The sequence below is a fragment of the Longimicrobium sp. genome (genome assembly GCA_036389795.1).
Classification (GTDB): domain Bacteria; phylum Gemmatimonadota; class Gemmatimonadetes; order Longimicrobiales; family Longimicrobiaceae; genus Longimicrobium.
The window spans coordinates 41545-63463 of sequence record DASVWD010000070.1; the positions used below are offsets into that span (position 1 = coordinate 41545).

The following is a 21919-nucleotide window of genomic DNA, read 5'->3' on the forward strand; positions in this document are numbered from 1 at the left end:
ACAACGGGTTGTGTGCCGCCGCTCGCGGGAAGGCTAAATCCTGCGGTCCCGGTCGCAAGTCCCGGTCCTAAGTGCTTGGTGTGCACACGGGACCCGCCAACAACGCGGAGTCATCCCGAGGGAGCCGCTTCGTACACGGTCTCCAGGCCACCTGCTTTTTGCACGCACCCGGTCCCGCCACCCAACCACGCTGTCATCCTGAGGGAGCCGCTGCGCCGCCCCTGCCCCGGCACCACCGCCCGGCGGCGACCGAAGGATCTATGGGTCGCCTTCCGCGGAAGCTGGCTTCGTCGCAACGCTGCCCATAGATCCTTTCGGGCGCCCCGGCTTTCGTGTTGACGCGGGCCCAGCGCGGCGCCCTCAGGATGACAGCGTTGGGGGTGGTGGTGTGGGGACGATACCGCCTCAGGGCTTCACCAGCCGCAGCAACTCCGCCGCGATCCGGTCGGCAGCATCGGGGCGGCCGCGCTCGCGGGCCTTCGCGGCGATCTCCGCGCGGCGCGCGGGGGCGGCGGCCAGCGAGAGGACGTCGCCCCAGAGGCGGCCGGGGGCCAGGTCCTTCTCCTCCACCATCAGCGCCGCCCCGGCCTCGGACAGCGCCAGCGCGTTGTGGTGCTGGTGGTTGGCGGCCGCCGTCGGCAGCGGGACGAGGACCGCCGGGACGCCCCAGGCGCACAGCTCGGCCAGCGCCATCGCCCCCGCGCGCGACACGGCGAAGTCGGCCGAGGCCAGCGCGCCGGGCATGTCCTGGATGTACGGGTGCGCCTTCACCCACTCCGGACGACCCACCTCCCCCAGCTTGGCCGAGATCGCGTCGAAGTTCGCCGGGCCCGTCGCCCACAGGATCTCGAACCCCGGCGGCGGCGCCTCCAGCCGTCCCTCGGCCACGCCCCGCACGTCCGACAGCAGCGCTTCGTTGACCGCCCGCGCGCCCTGGCTTCCGCCCACCACCAGGCACACCGTCCCGCCACCCAGCCCGAACCGCGCGCGAGCGGCCGATCGGTCCACCGAGAAGTCGGGAGGATTGATCGGGTTCCCGTATTCGAAGACTTCCGTGCGCTTCCCCGGCTTCAGGTACCGCCGCGCCTCGGGGAAGGCGAGGTGGAGCTGCCGCACCCGGCCCGCGACCTTGCGGGTGACGAAGCCGGGATACGAGTTCTGCTCCTGCACCGCCGCGGGGACGCCGCGCATCAGCGCCCAGGCCACCGCGGGCCCGCTGGCGTAGCCGCCCGTCCCGACGACGAGGTTCGGCCTGAACTCGCGGAAGATTCCCCGCAGTCCGCCGAAGGAGTGGACCAGCGACGGGAGCAGCCGCCAGTTCTGCAGCGGCTGGGCGCGGCGGATCGGCTCCAGCGGCAGCAGCCGATGCGGGACGCCCTTCTCGGGGAAGACGCGCGCCTCCACCCCCCGCTCGGCGCCGACGAAGAAGACCTCCGCCGCGGGGTCGGCCCGCCGGATCGCCTCGCCCAGGTTCAGCGCCGGGTAGAGGTGCCCGCCCGTGCCGCCGCCGGCGAAGAGGACGCGCGGCGGCATCAGGCCGGCTCCTTGCGCGCGGAGCGGGCGACGCTCAGCAGGATGCCCACGGCGGCGAACTGGGCCATCAGCGCGCTCCCGCCGTAGCTCATGAACGGCAGCGCCACGCCCGTGGTGGGCAGGAGCGAGAGCGCCACGCCCATGTGCAGGAAGGCGGAGACGGCGATCATGTTCGTCATCCCGATCGCCACCAGGTAGCCGAAGCGGTCCGGCGCGCGCGCGGCGATGCGGTACCCCGCCCACAGGAAGCCGCCGAAGATCCCCACCACCAGCAGGATGCCGAAGAGCCCCCACTCCTCGGCGATCATCGAGAAGAGGAAGTCGTTGTGCGCCTCGGGGAGGAAGCCGTACTTCTGCCGGCTCTCGCCGAAGCCCACGCCGCCCAGCCCCCCCGAGCCGACGGCGATCAGCGACTGGTAGATCTGGTAGCTCACGCCGTCCGGGTCCGCCGCCGGGTCCAGGAAGGCGATGATGCGCCGCATCCGGTAGCCCGCGCCCGCGATCTGGCTCCACAGCACCGGCACCGCCAGGAGGCCGAAGAAGATGAAGTGCCCGATCCGCGCGCCCCCCGCGAAGAGGACGAGCGACGCCAGCAGCATGATCAGCAGCGCGGCGGACAGGTTCGGCTCGAGGAACACGAGCAGGACGACGAACAGCCACATCACCAGGAAGGGAAGCAGCCCCTTGCTGAGCGAGTGCAGCCGGTCGGCCTTCTTCACCGCCAGCGCCGCCGTCCAGATCATCACCGCGATCTTGGCCAGCTCCGAGGGCTGGATGCTGACGCCGATCCCCAGGTCCAGCCAGCGCCGCCCTCCGTTGATGCGCGGCGCGATCGACTCCGTCCCCGGGAGGATCACCACGATCAGCATCAGGATCACGCCCACCAGCATCGGCCACGCCCAGAGGCGGAAGCGGCGGTAGTCGATCCGCGAGAGCACCGCGGCGCCGACCACGCCCAGCGCCGCCGCGACCAGCTGCTTGGCGGCGAAGTGGTGGCCGGGGAGCCCCGCGGAGCGCGCCATGAAGCTGCTGGCGCTGTACATCTCCAGCAGCCCGAAGCAGAAGGCCACGAGCGTGAGCGCGACGAGCGCCCTCGCCTCCCACGGCTCCGCGTGCGCGGCGTCGACGGCGGCGGCGGGCTTCGCGCGGCGGGCGCGCGGCGGGACCACGGGCTGGAGCGCGACGGCTCCCCCGGCGGGCCGGCGGCGGACCAGGGCGACCACGTTCACGCGGCGCCTCCCGTGGCCAGCCGGGCGAAGCGCTCGCCCCGTTCTTCGTAGTTGGCGAACATGTCGAAGCTGGAGCAGGCGGGGGAAAGGAGCACGGCGTCGCCCGGCTCGGCCAGCTCGCGGGCGCGGCGGACCACGGCCTCGAACGGCCCGTCCACGCGCTCCACGCGCGCCTTCCCCGCCAGGTCGCTCGCGATGACCGGCGCTGCCTCGCCGTAGGCGATGATCGTCTTCACCTGTCCGTTCAGGTCCGGGAGCAGCTCCGTGTACGGCTCGCCCTTGTGGCGCCCGCCCAGCAGGAGCACCGTGGGCCTCGTCATGCTCTTCACCGCCACGCGCGTCGAGGCGATGTTGGTCGCCTTGGAGTCGTTGATCCAGAGCACGCCGTCCCGCTCCGTCACCGGCTGCAGCCGGTGCGGCGGCGCCTCGAAGGTCTTCAGCCCCCGGGCGATCGACTCCACGCCCGCCCCGGCCAGCCGCGCGGCGATTCCAGCGGCGAGCGCGTTGGCCACGTTGTGCGGGCCCAGGATCCTCAGCTCCTCGGCGCGCACCACGGGCTCGTCCTTCCCCGGCTCCATCCTGAGCACCAGCCAGCCGTCGTACGAGTAGTAGCCGCCCAGCTCCCAGTCGCGGAGCGGCGACTGCACGCGGAAGTAGTAGCGCGTCCCCGGCGCGTCGCCGGGGAGCGCGCGGGCCTTCTCGTCCTCGCCGTTCAGCACCCAGCGGCTCTCGCCGGTGGCGTTGCGGAAGAGGTGCGCCTTGTCGGCGTAGTAGTCGTCGACCGAGGCGTACCAGTCCAGGTGGTCGGGCGCCAGGTTGGTGAGCACCCCGATGCGCGGGTTGAACTCGCGGATCCCGCCCAGCTGGAACGAGCTGGTCTCGACCACGGCCACCCTCGGCTGCGGCTCGCGCATCACCAGCTCCGAGAGCGCGGTGCCGATGTTGCCGCCCACGGCCGCGTCCTCGCCGTGCTCGTGCAGGAGGTGGCCGATGAGCGAGGTCACCGTCGTCTTCCCGTTGGTCCCGGTGATGGCGACCACGGGGCACTCCAGCAGCCCGAAGGCGAACTCGATCTCGGGGACCACCTCCACGTGGGCGATCTCGGGGGCGCGCAGCACCGCCGCGGTGGGCGGGATGCCGGGGGAGAGGACGATGCGGCTGCACTTCGCCAGCTTCCCCAGGTCGTGCCGCCCGGTCTCGGCCAGGCCGCCCATGGCGTTGATCTGCTCGGCCGCGCGGCGGGTCTGCGGGGTGTCGTAGGCGTCGCTCGCGTAGACGCGCGCCCCGCGCGAGAGCGCGAGCCGCGCCGCGGCCAGCCCGCTGCGGGCCAGCCCCAGGACGCCGATCGTCTGTCCCCTCAGGGAAGCGCCCATGGTCCTCCGCCTGAGTGCGAAGTGCGAAGTGCGAGGTGCGAAGTGCCGAGTCCCCAGTGCCCAGTGCCCAGTGCCCAGTCCTTGAACCTGCTCCCCCCGGTCTGTCATTCCGAGGGAGCGTCCGCGCCGTACTCACCGCCGCGCCGCTGGTCGGACGCTCCCGAGGAATCTACTCCGCCCGCGAGCGAGGTCCGTCCGTCGCGACTGCCCACGTGCTACGCTGAGTAGATTCCTCGGTCGCCGCCCGGCCCTGGTGCATTCCGCAGTTCAGCGCAGCGGCTCCCTCGGAATGACAGCCCTTTTTCCCGCTGGTAAGGCACCGCACTCGAAATGCGGCGGGCGTTCGCGTGGCGAGCCGAAGCCTGCCCTGCGCTTTGTTCTCCCTCTCCCGCGCAGCGGGGGAGGGCCGGGGAGGGGGCATCCCACGCCGCCGCCACACCAGAGTCCGCCGGGACGGGCGGAAATCCCGCTGTCCCCCGTCCCCCGCCGTTCTTACCGGATCTTCAGCGTGGCGAAGGCGACGAGCGCGCACATGATCCCCATGATCCAGAAGCGGATGATCACCTTGCTCTCGTGCCAGCCGATCTGCTCGAAGTGGTGGTGCAGCGGGGCCATGCGGAAGATGCGCCGGCCCGAGCCGTACTTCCGCTTGGTCCACTTGTAGTAGACCGTCTGCAGCATGACCGAGAGCGCCTCGGCCACGAACACGAAGCCCACGATCGCCAGCAGGAACTCCGCCCTCAGCAGCACCGCGATGGCCCCCAGCACCCCGCCGATGGCCAGCGACCCGGTGTCGCCCATGAACACCTCAGCCGGGTGCGCGTTGAACCACAGGAACCCCATGCACCCCCCGGCGAGCGCCACGCAGAAGATGGTCAGCTCGCCCGCGCCGGGGATGTAGAACAGGTTCAGGTAGTTGGCCGCGTCCACCCGCCCCAGCAGGTACGCGAACACGCCGAAGGTCACCGCCGCGATGCTCGACAGCCCCGCCGCCAGCCCGTCCAGCCCGTCGGTCAGGTTCACCGCGTTCGAGCACCCCACGATGATGAAGGCCACGAACAGCACGTACAGCGGCCACCAGAACTCCAGGTGCACCGACTTGAAGAACGGGATCTGCGTCCACGCCTCGGGGCGCGTGGGGATACCGATGTCGAACCAGGGGACGAACACCAGCGCCAGCCCCACCAGCAGCCCGATCCCCGCCTGCCCGATGATCTTGTACCGCCCCCGCAAGCCCTCGGTCTTCTTGCGCGCGATCTTCAGGTAGTCGTCCATGAAGCCCAGGAACCCCAGCCAGCCGAGGACGACCACGGCCGTGACGGTGTTCGGGTTGTCGAGCCTCGCCCAGAGCAGGGTGGGGATCACCGTGGCCAGCACGATGATGACGCCGCCCATCGTCGGCGTGCCGCTCTTGCCCAGGTGCGTCTGCGGGCCCTCGGTGCGCACCACCTGCCCCACCTTCAGCATGCGGAGCCGCGAGATGATGTCGGGCCCGAACCAGAACGCCACCACGAAGGCGGTCACCACCGCCCCCGCCGCCCGGAAGGTCTGGTAGCGGAAGATGTTGAAGAGGATGTTGTCTTCCGCGAAGCGGATGGCGATCCAGTAGAGCACCCTAGGCCCCCGCGCTCGCGGTGGACATCGCGTCGTCCGACGATCCGCTCTCCGCCGCCCCGGCGAAGTCGCGCTCCAGCAGCGGGATCAGCCGCTCCAGGGCCACGCCGCGCGAGCCCTTGAGCAGGATCGTCTCGTCGCCCCTCAGCACCGGCCGCAGCCGCTCGTACGCCGCCAGCGGGTCGTCCGCGGCGATCAGCCGCTCCCCCAGCCGGCCCTCGTGCTCGGCGAACGCGGGGACGAAGTCGCCCGTGGCCACCACGCGGTCGATCCCCTCCCCCACCTTCGCCGCGATGGTCGCGGCGACGCTGCGGTGCAGCGCCTCGGCGTGCGCGCCCAGCTCCCGCATCGTCCCCACCACGGCCACCTTCTCGCCCGTGGCGGGGACGGACGCCAGGAGGTCGACGGCGGCCAGGGTGCTCGGGGGATTGGCGTTGTAGCAGTCCGCCAGCACGCCCAGCGTCCCCACGCGCCGCCACTCGCTCCTCATCTTCGGCACCGGCATGGCGGCGATCCCCCGCGCCGCGTCCTCCAGCGGCACCCCCAGCTCCGCGGCGACGCCGAGCGCCAGCAGCGCGTTGCGCACGTTGTGGCGGCCCGGCAGGGGGAGGTCGATCCGCGTCCCCCGGAAGCCCCAGCGGCTGGCGCCCTTCGGCAGCACCTCGATCCCCTCGCTCCCGCCGTCCGGCCGCAGGTCGGCTTCCTCCCCGAAGCCGGCGATCCTGAGCCGCGGCGCGCCGACGATCTCCCGCGCGCGCTCCGGCAGCTCGGCCGGCTCGTCGGCGACCAGCGCGGGGCCGCCGCCGCGGACGTGGCGGAGGATGGCGATCTCCTCCTCCAGCACGCCCTCGACGGAGCCCAGGCCCTCCAGGTGCTCCTCGCCGATGGAGGTGATGAGCGCCAGGTCGGGCTCCACGATGGCGCCCAGGATGGCGATCTCCCCCGGCTCGTTGGTCCCCACCTCGACCACCACCACTTCCGCGTCGTCCGGCGCGGCCAGGAGCGTCTGCGGCGCGCCGACCTGGTTGTTCAGGTTGGCCGCGGTGGCGTGCACCCGGAGCGTCGAGGAGAGCGCCGCGCGGAGCAGGTCCTTGGTGGTCGTCTTCCCGTTGCTCCCCGCGACCGCGACGACCTTTCCGGCGAGCGCGCGGCGACGGTGGCGTCCCAGTTTGCCGAGCGCATGCAAAGTGTTCTCGACCACGAAGTAGCGGAGTGCCGGAGCGCCGTGCGGAATGCGGGAGACGACGGCGCCCGTGGCGCCCGCCTCCGCCGCCCGCGCCAGGTAGTCGTGCCCGTCGAAGTTCGCCCCCTGCAGCGCCACGAACAGCGCGCCCGGCGCGATCTTCCGCGTGTCGGTCGAGACCTCCGCGAACCCGATGTCGCCGCCCTCGCCGGGGCCCGTCTCCAGCGCCCGCTCCACCTCGCCCGCCGTCCAGCGGAAACCGCTCAAGCCACACCTCCGCTCATCGACTCGCTTCGCTCCAACAGGACCTCGCGGACCACCTCCCGCTCGTCGAACGGACGCTTCTCCAGGCCCACGATCTGGTACGTCTCGTGGCCCTTCCCCGCGAGGAGCACCAGGTCGTCCTCGGAGGCGTTCAGGAGTGCGTGGCGGATGGCCTCGCGGCGGTCGGGGAAGCGCAGGCGGGGTGCACTTCCCATGCCGCGCTCGATGTCGTCGATGATGGCTTCCGGGTCCTCCGTCCGCGGGTTGTCGGAGGTCACCACGGCCACGTCCGCGTTCTCCGCGGCGATCCTCCCCATCTCCGGCCGCTTCCCCGGGTCGCGGTCGCCGCCGGCGCCGAAAAGGACCCAGAGGCGGCCGCGCACCAGGGGGCGAAGCGCCTGCAGCGCCCGCTCCAGCGCGTCGGGCGTGTGCGCGTAGTCGATCAGCACCGTGGCGGAGGCCGGCGGGCCGGAGACGCGCTCCAGGCGGCCGGGGACCTGCGGCAGCGTCCCCAGCCCCGCGGCGACCTGGTCCGGGGTCCACCCCAGGCTCCAGAGCACCGCCGCGCACCCCAGCGCGTTGGCCACGTTGTACGTGCCGAAGAGCGGAAGCCGGACGGGGGCGGACCCGTCCGGCGTCTCCAGCTCCCACTCCATCCCGCCCGGACCGACGCGCACCTCGCCTGCTCTCACGTCCGCGGGGGTGTGGATCCCGAAGCGGACGACCCGGCGCCTACCCTGGATTAGTGCCCCCACACCGCTCCATGCCGGATCGTCCGCATTCAGGATCGCCGCCCCGTCGGGCTTGAGCAGCTCCGCAAGCTTGAGCTTCGCGGCCCGGTACTCCTCCATCGTGCGATGGTAGTCGAGATGGTCCCGCGTGAGGTTGGTGAAGAGCGCCGCGTCGAAGCGCGCCGCCGCCATCCGCTGCTGGTGCAGCGCGTGCGACGAGACCTCCATCGCCAGCGCCTGCACCCCCGCGTCGGCGAAGCGGCGGATCCAGCGCGCCGCCTCCACCGGCCCCGGCGTGGTGAGCCCCTCGGTGCCGGGGATCACGCGCCCCGCCTGGTCCACCGCCCCCAGCGTCCCGATCGACCCCGCGGGCCCGCGCAGGCCCAGGAGATGGCGCAGGATCGCCGCGCTGGTGGTCTTCCCGTTCGTCCCCGTCACGCCGACCAGCACGAGCTCGTTCCACGGGTCGCCGTAGACCTCGGCCGCCGCGTGCGCCGCGGCCAGGCGTCCGTAGGTGACCTCGATCTGCGGGAGCGTGAGGCCCCGGTCCGCGCGCTCCACCGTGGCTGCGGCGGCGCCCTTCAGCGCCACGTCGCGCAGGTAGCGGTGGCTGTCGGAGCCCGTCCCCGCGTAGGCGCAGAAGAGGTCGCCCGTGCCCACCTGGCGCGAGTCGGTGGCCACGTCGTGCACGCGGGCGGCGGCCACGGGCTCGGGGAGGCGCGCGCCGGGCGCCAGCAGCCCCTCGCGCTCCAGGCGGGCCTCGATGCGGCCGAGCGTCACCGTGCGCGCGCTCACGCGCCCCCTCCCACTACCGTCAGCGTGTCGCCGCGCGGGCGGAGCGCCCCCGCCGCGGGGCGCGTCGCCCGCACCGCGCCGGAGCCCTGCACGCGGACCCGGAAGCCGAGCGCGTGCAGCCGCCGGGCGGCGTCGCGCATCGTCAGCCCCGCGAGGTCGGGGACCGGCACCGGGCCCGCGGCCCCGCGCTCTTCCGGCGGGACGCGGTTGGAGAGGAAGACGTACGTCCCCTCCCGCCCCGTGAGCGCGGGACCGTCGTGGTGCCGGTCCGGCGCGGGCGCCGGCTGCCCCTTCGCGCGGGCGGCCAGGAGGGCGCGGCGGTCCAGCCCCGGCGAGCGCGCGGCCAGGATCGCCTGCAGCGCCTCGCGGGTCACCGGCGCGGCGGTCAGGCCGCCGTAGTAGTCGCCCCGCGGCCGGTCGAGCTTCACGTAGATCACCAGCTGCGGGTCGCGCGCGGGGAAGAAGCCGACGAAGGTGGAGTTGTACGCGCCCGCCTCGTAGCGCCCGTTCGCGCCCGTGCGCCGCGCCGTCCCCGTCTTCCCCGCCACCTCGAAGGTCGACAGCGAGGCGCGCGTGGCCGTCCCGTCCTCCACCACCGAGACCAGCACCTGGGAGATCGCCCCCGCCACCTCGGCCGGGACCACGCGGCGGAGGCGACGCGGCTCGCGGCGCTCCACCACGGCGCCGGCCTCGCGGACCTCGCGCACCAGGCGGGGCTCCATCAGCGTGCCGCCGTTGGCCAGGGCGCCGTACGCCAGGGTGAGCTGCAGCGGCGTCACCGACACCTCGTAGCCCATCGCCAGGGAGGCCGGCGTGAGCTCCGACCAGCGGTCCGGCCGCGAGAGGCGGCCCGACGCCTCGGCCGGGTACTCGACCCCCGTGGGAGTGCCGAAGCCGAAGTCGCGCAGGTACGACCACTGCTCGCCCGCGGGGATGCGGGAGACGAGCTTCGCCATGGCGATGTTGCTGGAGACGCGCAGCCCGTCGCGCAGGGAGAGCCACTCGTACGCGTGCACGTCCCGGATCACCCGCCCCTGCGGCGTCTTCCACTCCCCGGCCTCGGCGTAGACGCGGTCGTTCAGGGTCGCCCTGCGCGCGGCCAGCAGGCTGGCGACGAAGAAGGGCTTGAGCGTCGACCCCGGCTCGTACGGCTCGATGAAGGCGCCGAGTCCCCGGACTCCGCCGGCGCGCTTCGACACCGCCGCCAGGATCTCCCCCGTGCGCGGATCCGCCAGGAGCAGGTCGCCGCCGGACGCGCTCGTGTTGCGGATCGCCTCGGCCAGCGCGGCGTCGGCGATCTCCTGCAGGTCGAAGTCGAGCGTGAGCACCACGTCGCGCCCGTCGCGCGGCTGCACGGCGGGGAGGGAGAGCGAGGCCTCCTTCCGCCCCTTCGCGTCGCGGCGCAGCACCGAGAAGCCGTCCTCGCCGCGGAGCGACCCGTCCAGCGCCTGCTCGATCCCGCCCAGCGCCCGCCCGTCGCCCGAGACGCCGCCCAGCACCTCGCGGCCCACCGCGCCCTGCGGGTAGAAGCGCTCCAGCTTGCGCTCGACGTGGAAGCCGCGCAGGTCGCCCAGCGCGCGGCGCTGCTCCACGGTGAAGCGCCCCGGGAGGACCACCCACTTCCGCCGCGGATTGGTCGCTCGCCGCGCGGCGGCGCGGGAGATCTTCAGCGCCTCCGCCATCCGCTCGACGGCCTGGTCGCGGTCGCGGATCTCGTTCGGCGCCACGGAGACGGCGAAGGTCTCGCGGGTGAGCGCCAGCGGCACCCCGTCGCGGTCGTAGATGGCGCCGCGGCGCGCCGGGAGCGGCACGCGCGTCTGCTGCTGCCGGTCGGCCTCGGCCCGCCACTTCGCCCCCTCGAACCCCTGCAGCTGCACCGCCCGGCCGACGATCAGCACGGCCGCGAGCGCCACGGAGGCCGCCAGCAGCTTGCGCCGGGCGGCGATCCGCTCGTCGCTCGCCAGCTCGGGGCGGGGGCGCGGCGGCGTGCTCACGAGTCGTCTCCCGCGGCGGAGTCGGCGCGCGCGGCCGCGGCGGGGACGGGGAGGAGGACGATCTCGTCGTCGCGGGCCACGTGCATCCCCAGCCGCTCGCGGGCGTAGCGGACGATCCGCTCGCGGCGCGAGAGCGACAGGATGCGCATCACCAGCTCCCCCCTCTCGGCCTCGGCCACGGCGATCTCCTCGCGCAGCTTCTCCAGCTCGGCCATGCGGTCGTGCCCCACCGTCTGCCGCCAGACCACGAACCCCAGCGCCAGCACCAGCCCCGCCGCCCAGGCCAGGCGCAGGAGCGTCGACCGGCGCCGCGCCCGCCGCGCCTCGCGCACCGCCTGCGGCTGCTCGCGCCTGGGCTGCCGCGCGGCGCTCACGCCCGCCTCCACCCGCGCAGCCGCGCGCTCCGCGCGCGGACGTTGCGCCGGACTTCCTCGTCCGACGCCGAGACGGGCTTGCGCGTGAGGGTCTCCCCCAGCGCCACCCCGCCGCACCGGCAGACGGGGAGCCCCGGGGGGCAGGTGCAGGCGCGGCTCCAGTCGCGGAACGCGTTCTTCACCAGCCGGTCTTCGAGCGAGTGGTACGCCAGCACCGCGAACACGCCGCCCGGCGCCAGCGCGTCGCGGTAGCGCGGCAGCGCCGTCTCCAGCTGCTCGATCTCGCGGTTCACGGCGATGCGCAGCGCCTGGAAGATGCGCGCGTTGTCGCCCGCGTCCGTCCGGGGGCCCAGCGCCCGGCGGATCGCCTCGACGAGCCGGTCGCTCGTCTCGAAAGGGGCTTCCTCGCGCATCTCCACCACGACTCTCGCCAGCCTGCGCGACTTCTTCTCCTCGCCGTAGCGCCAGAAGACGTCGGCCAGCTCCTCCTCGTCGAGCGTGTTGAGCAGGTCGGCCGCGCTCGGCTCCCCGGCGCTCGCCTGCCCCATCCGCATGTCCAGCGGCGCCCCGGCGCGGAAGGTGAACCCGCGCTCTGCCTCGTCGATCTGGTGCGAGCTGATCCCCAGGTCCAGCAGCACCCCGTCCAGCGACCCCTCCGCGATCCCCGCCGCGTCGACCGCATCGGCGTAGGTCGCGGCGACCAGCCTCACCCGCTCCCCGAAGCGCTGCAGCCTGCGCCCTGCCTCGGCCAGGGCGTCGGGGTCGCGGTCGACGCCGATCAGCCGGGCGCCGGGCCCGCGCGTGAGCAGCGCCTCGGCGTGGCCGCCGCCGCCGAGCGTGCCGTCCAGGAAGGTCCCGCCGCGCTCGGGCCTCAGCAGCTCCATCACCTCCTCCACCATCACCGGTGCGTGGTAGGCGGAGGCGTACTCCTCGCTCACGCCGCGCTCTTCTGCGAGAGGAGCGTGGCGTGGGTGATGGTGCTGCGGCAGGCGCGGCAGTTGTACCAGTCGGTCCCCAGCCACCCCTTCAGCTCGGGGAGGGTCTCGAACGGCCCGAAGTGCCGGTCGAGGGCGCAGGGGACGGGCCTGCCGGTGGACGGGACGGGGCTGGGCCGGTGGAACATGGCGCCTCCACTGCCGGGGTTGCCGCGGGTCAGCCGAAGATCTGGTGCGTGAACTGCTCCGCGTCGGGACCGGGTCCGGGCTCGGGCACGGTGGCGGCGAAGCGGTCGGGGCTCCACAGCTCGATGCGGTCCATGACGCCCACGACCAGCGTGGGGCCGGTGATCCCCACCGCCTCCTGCAGGCGCTGGGGGACCAGGATCCTCCCCTGCTTGTCGGGGACCACTTCCATCGCGTTGGAGGTCACCGACAGCACCCACGGGCGGGCGGAGGGCTGCAGGCGCATCAGCTCGCGCAGGCGCTGCTCCACCGGGGCCCAGCTCTTCTCGGGATAGAGGGTGAGGGCGTTGGGGAATACGTGCACCAGCACCAGCGTCTGCTCCGGGTTCTCCTTCCGGAACGGCGCGGGCAGGCTCAGCCGACCCTTCTCGTCGATCTGGTGCTCGTACCGCCCGAGGTACCCAACCATCCATTGCCGTGCCTGTGGCCGGTGTCTCCCCTGTTCCCCATTTCTCCCCATTTTCCCCCACCACGTGCCACAAGCTAACACCGTGTGCAGGCGCGTCAAGGAGAAGATACGCCGAAGCTTGTGGTGCGAAGCGCGAAGTGCGGGAGTGCGAAGTGCGCCGGGGGGGAGGATTCGCGGCGCTTCGATGAGCGGCGGTGCGGCCGCGGGGGGCCCTCACCCGCCGCCTTAGAGCGGCAACCCTCTCCCAACTTCGGGAGAGGGTGGACTTTACGCGGGCTCGGTGCGGAGGATGGTGGCTCGTAGGGCGAGGCATCCCTCGACCGGCGGATCCCGGCCGATGGGCGGCAAGCAGCCTTCGCGCGACGCAGCCGGTTCCCCGGCCTTCCGCACTCACGCACTTCCGCACTCACGCACTTCGGTTCATCTGGCGGGGAACTTGCGCCTGCGCGGGCGCGAGATCACGCCGATTCCCCCGACCCGAGCCCGGCCCGGTGCACATCAGCGTCGTCATCAACCCGCCCTCGTTCGACGCGGTGGAGGCGCTCCGCCGCGGCGTGGAGAAGCTGCGCGAAGCCGGGCACGTGGTGCACCCGCGCATGACGTTCGAGACGGGCGACGCCTCGCGCTTCGCCTGGAAGTCTGCCGAGTACGGGGCCGACCTGGTGGTGGCGGCCGGCGGCGACGGCACCATCAACGAGGTGGTGAACGGGCTCTACGAGTGGATCGAGGGGCGCGAGGCCGACGGGAAGGTGCCGGTGCTGCCGCGGCTGGGGATCGTGCCGATGGGCACCGCCAACGACCTGGCGGGCGGGCTCGGCATCCCCGGCGGCGACCCGGAGGCGGCGCTGGCCATCGCGGTGGCGGGGATCCCGCTGGAGGTGGACGTGGGGCGGGTGAACGGGCGCTGCTTCCTGAACGTCTCCACCGGCGGCTTCGGCGCCGAGGCCACCGAGGAGTCGTCCGACGAGCTCAAGCGCCTGCTGGGGCCGGTGGCGTACGTGGTGACCGGGGTGCGCAAGTTCGTGCGGCTGGAGGTCTCGCGCGGGCGCTTCACCTCCGACGGCGAGACGCTGCACGACGGCGACTTCCTGATCTTCGCGGTGGGGAACGCGCGGCGCACCGGCGGCGGCAACTACATCACCGCCGAGGCCGACATGGAGGACCGGCTGCTGGACGTGTGCATCGTGGAGCGGATGAGCCACCTGGAAGCCGTCCGCATCGCGCCCAGCATCCGCGCCGGACGCCACGTCAACAACCCGCACGTCACCTACCGCAAGGTGCGCGAGCTGCTCGTCGAGGCGGACCACGAGCTGACCGTGAACGCCGACGGCGAGCCGCTCTGCAGCCGCCGCTTCGAGTACGACCTGGCCCCGCACCGCCTGACGCTGATGGTGCCGGAGCTGCCGGAGGAGGGGGACGGGAAGGCGAAGGAGGGAAAGGGAGAGGAGAGTTGATCCGGGATCTTCGCCCCTGATCTTCTCCACGGATGTGGTTCGTAGGGAGCCTGCAAGTCCGGGCACAGGCGGCATCGGCGCGAGAGGCCGCCTCCCGCGCACGAGCCGGCATCCGCCGGTCGAGCTATGCCGCGCGGATGCCGTAACGTGTGACGCCCCGGCCGGATACGAATCGTGAAGACGCGCCGGCACTGTCCACAATCACAAGCTCAAGCCTCGGTCGCGGGTTCCTAGTCGCGACCACGCCGGTGGGCGAGTTCCCCGAAGGCGCCGCGCGTGAGCCATACGGGTGGGGTTGCCAGTACTCCGCGTTCCAAGCGGGTGGTGAATGTGGGATCATTAGGCCGAGCCCACAGGATGTAACGGGGCTTCCATTCGCTGCACCATATCCACTCTTCCTTTGAGCTCCTCATATGCCATGAACTCCAGGCGCTGTGTCTCACGCCACATCCAAGCGTCTACGAAGACGTAAGCCAGCACTGAACTGATCAAGGCGATCATGCCAAAGACCAGCCCTACCCGCGCCTCGATCTGGGAGCCCAAAGCGAACAGCCAAACTACGATCAGGCAGTCGAGCAGCACATCCCGGCCGGTCAACTGGGACGGGATTCGCCATTCGGTCGCGACCGTGCCGATCAGTTGCTCGAGTCGCCGCAGCCGGAGATCGTTTTCATCCGCACTCATTCGACTGTCACGAAGCAATCGCAGGGTTACGACTCGCTCGTGGAGTCCGACGACTTGCTTTCTGTTCAGGAACCGCAATGCCATCAGATCCGTCTGAGACTCAACCCAGCAATAAGTCCTCTGGAAGTGCGCAGACTTTCGAAGCAGCAGTAGGTATCCGCCCAGCCATACGGCCGCGAGCAGCAATGAACGAGGGGTCCACGAGATGACGAAGGGAAGAGGCAGGCCGGCCGAGACAAAGTCGTCGGTCTGCCAGCGGTATTGCCTACTGCCGAACAGTATCCTCGTTGACGCGTGGCAGACCTCGTGCAAGACTCTGAACGTCCTTACGGGATCAGAACTTACGGGCGGGCTGTAGTCGAAGATCAGACACGACTGGAGCACGCGGCTCCGAGTAGGAACGGTGAAGGACGTGATTACCGAAGGCCGAAGCGCGCCTTTGGGAGGCTTGTTGATTTGTAAGTACCGCGGCAGACCATGCGCCAGGGTTTCATTTGCAAGTTCATCTTTGAGTTCTGGAGGCAGGGTCTTTGAGAGATCGTGTTCCACGAAGGTGATCTCGGGGTAGTGAGCAAGATATTTCCTCAAATCCTCCAATCCGCGCTGGGCGGCAATCTCCAGATTGAGCGTGCTTAGCAGCAGGTCGAAGATAAAAGCCGCAATCACCAGCAGCACGCTCCCAAACGACGGATGGTAGACCATTAGGATAAAAGGAACGGCCACCACCGGGAAAATCGTGAACGACTGGATAACTTCGCGGTAGAGGCGGTCAACTGCCCATTTCACTATGTCAGGTATCATGGAGAGAGCCGGTCTCTGCGCGCCGCACGGCCTCGTCGAGGAGGGCCCGACGCTTCTCAGGAGGAATTCGCTCGAACTCGGACTGCAGGAACTGCTCGAACATCGTAATGAACGCGTTTCGCCGAGGAGCGTTAAGTCCTTGAACGATCTCCCGGACGGTAAGTCCGATCGAAATCATTTCGACACTCAATTTCAAAAGCTCGATCATCGCACCGAAATCGAGGTGAGAACCACCCTCGTCATACTCGAAGTTTGTCTCACCTTCTGCGATCATCTCAATGAGCTCCGGTCCGACGGCATCGCTTTCCGCAGGCCAAACCGCGAACAGAACATCCTTTACGTCGCTGGCGGAGAGCATTGCTGGCATGATGAGATACTCCTTTCCTCGGTTGTGGCGGTTTTCATCCATTGGTACTGGGTTCGAACCTTGTGTGTACCTTCCGAGGAGAGACAAAGTGACTGTCGTTACGGCTGAGTCGAGTTGCCCTCCGTCGGTGCAGACGCGGCTTCGGTGCGGGGGGCGGGCTCCGCACCGGCGGGGCGACGGTTACGCGTCCTTCTCGGGCCGCGCGCTGAGAAGGGCGGCGGGGTCCTGGCGGTAGTAGGCGCGGAGCTGGTCGTACAGCTCGGGGTGCTCGCGCTCGAGCGCCACCGGCTTCTCGAAGAAGGTCTGCGACGCCACCGCGAAGAACTCGGCCTCGTCGGTGGCGCCGTACGCGTCCAGCAGCTCCTCGCGCCCCTTCGCCACCGACTCACGCAGCTCCAGGTAGTCCTCGCTCAGCACGCGCGCCCACGGGCCGTAGGCGCTCCACGAGTGCAGGACCGGGGTGCCGTCCGGCGCGCCGTCCTCCTGGTCGAGCTGGTGCGCGAACTCGTGCAGCACCACGTTCTCGCCGTCCAGCGGGTTGGCCGCGCCCGCCCGCACGCTCGCCCAGGAGAGCACCACGGCCCCGCCCTGCCACGACTCGCCGAGCAGCGATTCGTGCCCCTCGTGCACCACCGCGCCCTCCCGGCGCTCGCGGCGGGCGACGAAGGTGTCGGGGTAGACCAGGATCGAGCGCAGGCGCGGGTAGTAGTCGTCGTCCAGCTTGAGGATCGGCAGGCACGCCTGCGCGGCGACGGTCACCCGCATCTCGTCGGTCAGCTCCAGCCCGCCGCACCCCTCGAAGCGCTTCTCGGCCAGGAAGACCCGCACCTTCCGCAGCAGCTCCTCGCCGTCCTCCGGCGGGAGGCGGCGGAAGAGCGGGACGTTGCGCTTGACGATCTCCCGCCACTCCGGCGGGATCGGCTGGGCGCGGAGGCGCGCCCGCCTGCGCCGCTTCAGGAAGCCGAACACGGGGACGCGAGGCACCCGCCCGCGGCCGCGCCGGCCCGGAACGCCGGAGGCGGAGGCGGCGGGGGCGGGGGCGGCGCCGGGGGTGGAGGCGGCGGAGGCGCCGGCTCCGGAGGAGGAGGCGGCGCCGGGGGCGGGGGCGGCGGAGGCGCCGGCTCCGGAGGGGGAGGGGGCGCCGGATCCGGCGGAGGCGGCGGAACCACGGGCGCGGCGGAGTCGGCCGGCGCGGGCGGCTCGGGCGGGACGCCGGAGAAGGTGGGGATCTGCGCGGGGGGAGGGACGCGGTGCCAGCGCAGCGGGGCCGAGAACCAGCCGATGAGCCCGCCCCCGATCAGGCCGGCCGCGCCTGCGTAGACGGCTTCTGCGGTGTTGTGGGCGCTGGCGTTGGCGCCGGTGTCGCTGCCGTTGAGCTGCGAGACCAGCACGCCGAGCGCGGCGCCCAGGAGGGCGCCGCTCCCGCTCCACAGCTCGCGGCGGCGGCCGCGCGTGACCTCGAACCGCTCGCTCCCGGTGAGCGGCACCGGGAACCTGCGGTCGCTCCTCACGCCCGTGAGCCAGACGGTGTCGGAGCGGGCGAACCAGAAGCGCCCGTCCACCCGCGCGCCGGCACCGCCGGTGATGCGGATGCGGGTGCCGTTGCGGACGGCGGCGGCGCTGTCCGCCGCTTCCTGCGCACGGGCGGCGGCGGGAAGGAAGATCAGGGCGGCCAGCGCGAGCGTGGCAGGGCGCACGAGGGTCTCCAGCGGGTGGACGGCGCGCCGGGCCCGGCGCGGAGCGCGTGAAACGTTCGTCTCGCGCCCCGCCGCGTCAAGGGCCGCGTGCTTCCCTACGGCGCGCGCACCCCTGCCCCTGCCGTGGGGAGTTCGTTCCGCCGGTATTTGGATTCGTCCAGGAACAGGAACGGCCGGCCCCTGGCGAACAGCAAGAGCGCCCTGGAGCCGAAATCCTCGACGCGCCCGTACTCGACGATCAGGAGCTCCCGGCACACCTTCGCGACGCGCATGCCCCCCTCCCGCTGCTCGGGAACGATCACCGCGTCACGAAGCGCCTGGTTATAGACGGCGACGATCTGCCCCACCCTGGCCAGCGCCTGGTAGGCCGCCTGGCAGGCACGGTACTCGTCGGACCGCAGGTAGTGGGAGCGGACGTGGAGTTCCCGGTGCAGATCGACGGAGGCCGCCCAGAGAAAGGCCGGCCGTGGCTCTCCGGCGGCTTCCGTATCGAGTTCTTCGCACAGCCTAGTCATGAAGCGCACCGCTCCCCGCGCTTCCCTGACGAACAGGTCGAGGTCGCCGACCAGGCCCTTGCGGTAGCGGTGGGCGGTCAGGAACTCCTTCACGTAGTCGTTGGCGAGGAACGCGACGACCGCCCCGCCGAGACCGAGCAGAAAGCTGTAGAGCGAAAGATCGGGATTCACGGAGACCTCGCATGAACGGGACACGGACATCAAACCAGAGGAGGGATCTTCTCACGTTGAGGGAGAGACGAGTCGAAAGCAAGGACGATACAGCTTCGCCCGACGAGGTGTGATGTGATCCTGAATTGCCGAGATTTGTTCGGGATCCAGATTTGAACTGAATGTCTCACGCAGAGTCAGCAGAGAACTTCGGGTGTTCTCTGCTGACTCTGCTGCTCTGCGTGAGATTATTCGGATGAACCGGAACAATGCCCGGCAACGTGGTATGGCGCCGCCCTGGTCCGTTTCCGAACGAAAGGCGTGCGGTCCGAACTCTACGGCCGGAAGGTACGAGCGCTCAGGCCGGGTGCCGGAGCTCCAGCACCCAGCGGTACGCCTGCACCACGTCGCGGCGGAAGCCGTCGACGCAGCCCCAGAGGTAGACCTGGAAGCGGCGGTACTGCTCCTTCCCCCAGCGCGCCTCGATCTCCGCGCGGTGGCGGTCCAGGTTCTCGGCCCAGCGGCGGGTGGTGAGCTCGTAGTTGCGGGTGTCGTTGTAGACGCCCATGACCGCGAAGGGCGAGCGCGCCACCGCGGCCATGTAGTCGTGCAGGCACACGGGCGAGCCGTTGCCGCGGAAGACGTGGCGCTCGAAGAAGGCGGAGACGGCGTACTTCACCCGCGTGGCGCTGGCGTCCAGGCACACGCGCCCGCCCGGCTTGAGCAGGCTGGCGTACTTCTGCAGCGTCCGCCCGTAGTCGGGGAGGTGCTCGGTCACGCCCAGGTTCACGATGGCGTCGTACTTCTCCCCGGGCTGGTGCGCGAACAGGTGCTCGCGCGCCACGCGGCAGGGGAGCCTCAACCGCTCGATCATGCCGTTGATGAAGCGCTCCGACGCGCGCGAGATGGTGAGCGAGGTCACCCGGACGCCGCGCCTGCCGGCGAACTCGGTGAACGCCCCCCACCCGCCGCCCACGTCCAGCACGCGGTCGCCCTCCTTCACGCCGACGGAGTCCAGCGCGAACTGCAGCTTGCGCTCGATCCCGGCCTCCAGCGGCTCGTCGTCATGGGCGAAGACGCCCTGCGAGTAGCAGCGGTGGGCGCGGTCCAGGAAGAGGAGGTAGAAGTCGGGGTCTTCGTCGTAGTGGTCGGCGATGAAGGCGGCGTCGCTCCTCACCTGCCCCCGGAGCAGGGGGCGGACGAACTTCCAGGCCCAGAGCAGCGGATGCCGGTCGCGGAAGAGGTCGCGCAGCGAGAGCACGCGCAGCAGGTCGCCCTCGACGTCGAGCGCGCCCTTGAGGTACGCCTCGCCCACCAGCAGCCCGTCGAGCGAGCCGAGCGCGGCCACGCCCTCGCGCCCGTGCGCCACGAAGGTGAAGGCCGGCTCCCCGCCGCCGAACACCTGCCGCAGGCCGCCCGCCTCCACCGCGAACGGCACCGCCCCGCCGTACGCCCCGGCGAACTCCTCGTAGCGCCGGTGGAGCTTCGCCACCACCCGCCGGTACGCCCTCTCCATCGCCAGTTCCTCCTCTTCCCCCGGCCCCGCGGGAACGATGGACGGAAACCCGATACTCCATTCTCTTTTCGAGGGAATCAGTCTAAAGGCCGGCCGCCAAACTGCAACTGAATTGCAAGGCCAAACTTTGAGTTTGTCTGTGCTCTGGGGGACCGGGCGACGCGCGCCGTAGGGGCACAAAAAGACGCGGAGAGCACCCGGCGGCAGCTCGTCGGAACCGACGAGCCACGGGCGGTCACGGGATCGTGCCAGGCCGGCATCCGTGCCGCTGCCGCGCCCAGCCCACCTGCCAGGGTGAGAAGATTCTTCGGCCCTGCGGTCATCCGTGCGATGCGGGTTCCGCGCGGCCGGGCCTCAGAATGACACCGGGTGCGGACTTTCGCACTTTCGCACTTCGCACTTTCGCACTCACGCACTCACCCCTCCGGCTCCACCCACGCCGACCACCGCCCCTGCCACCGGTCCTCCACCTGGCGCACGGCCTGGGCGACCCAGCCGCCGCCGATGACGGTGCGCAGCAGGATGCGGTTGGCCACGTCGGCGGCGCGGCGGTCGATCTCGCGCACCAGGAGGGCGCGCTCCTCGGGGCTGGCGCAGTCGGCCAGGCGCACGGCGTTGTCCCAGGCGGCGTCGCGCGCGCGGCGGTAGCTGAAGTCCACCAGGAACTCGTCGAGCCGGAGGCCCGCCAGGTCCAGCACCTTCAGGAAGGGGCTGTACTTGGCCGCCAGCATGTCCTGCACGGGGTCGATCGACGCCCGGAAGAGCGCCTCGAACTTCAGCAGGTCGCGCCGGCGCCGCTCGCGCTCGGCGCCCTGGCCCACGCCGGCCGCCAGCAGCGCCAGCGGCAGGTCGTAGTTGAGCCGGGCGTTCACCGCCAGCGCCAGGTCCTGCACCAGCGTTGTCTTTCCTCCTGTCGCCGCGGAGAAGGCGGCCTTCCAGCACTCGGGGACCTCGGCGGCGCGCCCGGCCTCGTGCGCCTCCAGCGCGCGGAAGTAGCGGGTGGCGAAGTGCCGGTCCAGCAGCTCCGCCCAGGCGCGGTCCTCGAAGCCGCCGCCGCCGCCGGCGAGCGCCTCCCGGAAGCGCCGCTCCATGAACAGGTAGGTGCTGGGGTACACGGAGAGCCGGCTGCGGGCCGCGTCGAAGCGCCGCACCGTCTCCTCCAGCTTCGCGATCAGCTCGTCCAGGCTTCCCACCAGCGGCGGCTCGGGCTCGACGGGCGCGGGCCCCGCCCCGCCGTCGGCGCCGCCGGCCACCGGGAGCAGCTCCCACCAGGGGACGTGCTCCTCCATCTCCTTGAGCGCCCGGGTGAGCGGGCCGCCGGCCGGGAGCGAGGTGAGGATGAGCCGCGCCAGCACGGCCGAGGAGTCGTCCAGCCGGCGGCGCACGGCGGCGCGGCCCTCGTCGCTCCCCGCCTCGGCCAGGAGCACGGCGTTGTCCCAGCACGCCTGGCGCGCCTTGCGGACGCTGAAGCCGGCGATGTCCTCGTCGATCCGCCCGGCGATGCGGTCCAGCACCCGGAGCGCCGGCGCGTACAGCCCGGCGATGCGGTCCTGCAGCGGGTCGGTGGCGGCCTGGAGCGCCTCGTTGACCCTGGTGTGGTCGGCCAGGCGGCCCTCGCGCGGGTCGATGGAGACCTGCTCCAGCGCCAGCGGCAGGTCGTGGTTGATGTGGGCGTTGATCCCCAGCAGCAGGTCCTGCAGCACCAGGGCGTCGCCCGTGGCGCTGGTCTCGAACGAGAAGCGCCACGCCTTGGGGACGTTCTGGTGGTCGCCCCGGGCAAAGGCGAAGAGCGCCTCGCGGTACAGGTTGGCGAAGGCCACGTCGTAGCGGCGCACCCAGGCGTCGTCGGCGAAGAAGTGGCCCTCGGAGCTGCGGCGCCGCACGGCCAAGGTGATGTCGAGGTACGCCGAGGCGAACACCGCGCGCCGGTCGCGCCGCTCGCGCAGCCAGTGCTCCAGCACCATCAGGCCGTCGACCACGTCGTCGATGGTCTGCCAGGGCTGGTCGAGGAGGGCGATCAGGGCGGACGCGGGCATGCGGGCCTTCGGGGAAGAG

The 21919-nt window shown here is 71.5% G+C and carries 19 protein-coding genes; 1 reads left to right on the forward strand and 18 read right to left on the reverse strand.

Translation table 11 applies throughout. The features are described 5' to 3' along the window. Positions 1–405: 405 nt before the first annotated feature. From VF746_08695 to VF746_08745, 11 genes are all read right to left on the reverse strand, one after another. Complete coding sequence (locus VF746_08695) at positions 406–1533, reverse strand: UDP-N-acetylglucosamine--N-acetylmuramyl-(pentapeptide) pyrophosphoryl-undecaprenol N-acetylglucosamine transferase (GenBank protein ID HEX8692482.1); 1128 nt, start codon at positions 1531–1533, stop codon at positions 406–408. Further along, entirely contained in the window at positions 1533–2762 is a 1230-nt protein-coding gene (gene ftsW, locus VF746_08700) for a putative lipid II flippase FtsW (protein ID HEX8692483.1), read from the reverse strand. Before ftsW ends, VF746_08695 begins: the two co-directional genes overlap by 1 nt. After that, positions 2759–4135 (reverse strand): UDP-N-acetylmuramoyl-L-alanine--D-glutamate ligase, encoded by a 1377-nt coding sequence (gene murD / locus VF746_08705; GenBank protein HEX8692484.1) that lies wholly within the window; start codon positions 4133–4135, stop codon positions 2759–2761. The genes ftsW and murD overlap by 4 nt, the downstream gene beginning before the upstream one ends. A gap of 492 nt (positions 4136–4627) precedes the next feature. Next, positions 4628–5749 carry a phospho-N-acetylmuramoyl-pentapeptide-transferase gene (mraY, locus tag VF746_08710; GenBank protein ID HEX8692485.1) on the reverse strand — a complete coding sequence of 374 codons (1122 nt, stop codon included), beginning with the start codon at positions 5747–5749 and terminating at the stop codon, positions 4628–4630. Position 5750: 1 nt separating this feature from the next. Continuing rightward, positions 5751–7199 carry a UDP-N-acetylmuramoyl-tripeptide--D-alanyl-D-alanine ligase gene (gene murF / locus VF746_08715; GenBank protein ID HEX8692486.1) on the reverse strand — a complete coding sequence of 483 codons (1449 nt, stop codon included), beginning with the start codon at positions 7197–7199 and terminating at the stop codon, positions 5751–5753. Next, a complete protein-coding gene (locus VF746_08720) occupies positions 7196–8722 on the reverse strand; it encodes a UDP-N-acetylmuramoyl-L-alanyl-D-glutamate--2,6-diaminopimelate ligase (GenBank protein ID HEX8692487.1) in 1527 nt (508 codons plus the stop codon). Before VF746_08720 ends, murF begins: the two co-directional genes overlap by 4 nt. Next, a complete protein-coding gene (locus tag VF746_08725) occupies positions 8719–10716 on the reverse strand; it encodes a penicillin-binding protein (GenBank protein ID HEX8692488.1) in 1998 nt (665 codons plus the stop codon). Before VF746_08725 ends, VF746_08720 begins: the two co-directional genes overlap by 4 nt. Beyond that, positions 10713–11090 carry a hypothetical protein gene (locus tag VF746_08730; protein ID HEX8692489.1) on the reverse strand — a complete coding sequence of 126 codons (378 nt, stop codon included), beginning with the start codon at positions 11088–11090 and terminating at the stop codon, positions 10713–10715. Before VF746_08730 ends, VF746_08725 begins: the two co-directional genes overlap by 4 nt. After that, positions 11087–12028, reverse strand: coding sequence for a 16S rRNA (cytosine(1402)-N(4))-methyltransferase RsmH (gene rsmH / locus VF746_08735; protein HEX8692490.1), 942 nt, complete (start codon positions 12026–12028; stop codon positions 11087–11089). Before rsmH ends, VF746_08730 begins: the two co-directional genes overlap by 4 nt. Then, positions 12025–12213 (reverse strand): hypothetical protein, encoded by a 189-nt coding sequence (locus VF746_08740; GenBank protein ID HEX8692491.1) that lies wholly within the window; start codon positions 12211–12213, stop codon positions 12025–12027. Before VF746_08740 ends, rsmH begins: the two co-directional genes overlap by 4 nt. Positions 12214–12242: 29 nt before the next feature. Then, on the reverse strand, positions 12243–12680 hold the full coding sequence (locus VF746_08745; GenBank protein ID HEX8692492.1) for a division/cell wall cluster transcriptional repressor MraZ: 438 nt from the start codon (positions 12678–12680) through the stop codon (positions 12243–12245). A gap of 491 nt (positions 12681–13171) precedes the next feature. Here VF746_08745 and VF746_08750 point away from each other — a divergent pair, with 491 nt between their 5' ends. Next, positions 13172–14134: a YegS/Rv2252/BmrU family lipid kinase gene (locus VF746_08750; protein HEX8692493.1), complete on the forward strand. Its 963-nt coding sequence runs from the start codon at positions 13172–13174 to the stop codon at positions 14132–14134. Positions 14135–14473: 339 nt separating this feature from the next. Here VF746_08750 and VF746_08755 read toward each other — a convergent pair whose 3' ends face one another. The 7 genes from VF746_08755 to VF746_08785 form a co-directional block, all read right to left on the reverse strand. After that, positions 14474–15619, reverse strand: coding sequence for a hypothetical protein (locus VF746_08755; GenBank protein HEX8692494.1), 1146 nt, complete (start codon positions 15617–15619; stop codon positions 14474–14476). Further along, a complete protein-coding gene (locus VF746_08760; GenBank protein ID HEX8692495.1) occupies positions 15609–15986 on the reverse strand; it encodes a hypothetical protein in 378 nt (125 codons plus the stop codon). Before VF746_08760 ends, VF746_08755 begins: the two co-directional genes overlap by 11 nt. A 180-nt stretch (positions 15987–16166) precedes the next feature. Beyond that, on the reverse strand, positions 16167–16970 hold the full coding sequence (locus VF746_08765; protein HEX8692496.1) for a M90 family metallopeptidase: 804 nt from the start codon (positions 16968–16970) through the stop codon (positions 16167–16169). Continuing rightward, entirely contained in the window at positions 16940–17683 is a 744-nt protein-coding gene (locus tag VF746_08770; protein ID HEX8692497.1) for a hypothetical protein, read from the reverse strand. Before VF746_08770 ends, VF746_08765 begins: the two co-directional genes overlap by 31 nt. A 95-nt stretch (positions 17684–17778) precedes the next feature. Beyond that, a complete protein-coding gene (locus VF746_08775) occupies positions 17779–18369 on the reverse strand; it encodes a hypothetical protein (protein ID HEX8692498.1) in 591 nt (196 codons plus the stop codon). 337 nt (positions 18370–18706) lie between these two features. Continuing rightward, positions 18707–19864, reverse strand: a complete 1158-nt coding sequence (locus VF746_08780; protein HEX8692499.1) for a class I SAM-dependent methyltransferase — start codon at positions 19862–19864, stop codon at positions 18707–18709. Between the two features lie 416 nt (positions 19865–20280). Continuing rightward, positions 20281–21900, reverse strand: a complete 1620-nt coding sequence (locus VF746_08785; GenBank protein ID HEX8692500.1) for a DUF5995 family protein — start codon at positions 21898–21900, stop codon at positions 20281–20283. Positions 21901–21919 lie beyond the last annotated feature (19 nt).

Bases quoted from the DNA above. Each gene is read 5' to 3' on its own strand.
- VF746_08695 (HEX8692482.1), bottom strand. From the start codon at position 1,533: ATGCCGCCGCGCGTCCTCTTCGCCGGCGGCGGCACGGGCGGGCACCTC.
- murD (HEX8692484.1), bottom strand. From the start codon at position 4,135: ATGGGCGCTTCCCTGAGGGGACAGACGATCGGCGTCCTGGGGCTGGCC.
- VF746_08740 (HEX8692491.1), bottom strand. From the start codon at position 12,213: ATGTTCCACCGGCCCAGCCCCGTCCCGTCCACCGGCAGGCCCGTCCCC.
- VF746_08745 (HEX8692492.1), bottom strand. From the start codon at position 12,680: ATGGTTGGGTACCTCGGGCGGTACGAGCACCAGATCGACGAGAAGGGT.
- VF746_08755 (HEX8692494.1), bottom strand. From the start codon at position 15,619: ATGATACCTGACATAGTGAAATGGGCAGTTGACCGCCTCTACCGCGAA.
- VF746_08760 (HEX8692495.1), bottom strand. From the start codon at position 15,986: ATGCCAGCAATGCTCTCCGCCAGCGACGTAAAGGATGTTCTGTTCGCG.
- VF746_08780 (HEX8692499.1), bottom strand. From the start codon at position 19,864: ATGGAGAGGGCGTACCGGCGGGTGGTGGCGAAGCTCCACCGGCGCTAC.
- VF746_08785 (HEX8692500.1), bottom strand. From the start codon at position 21,900: ATGCCCGCGTCCGCCCTGATCGCCCTCCTCGACCAGCCCTGGCAGACC.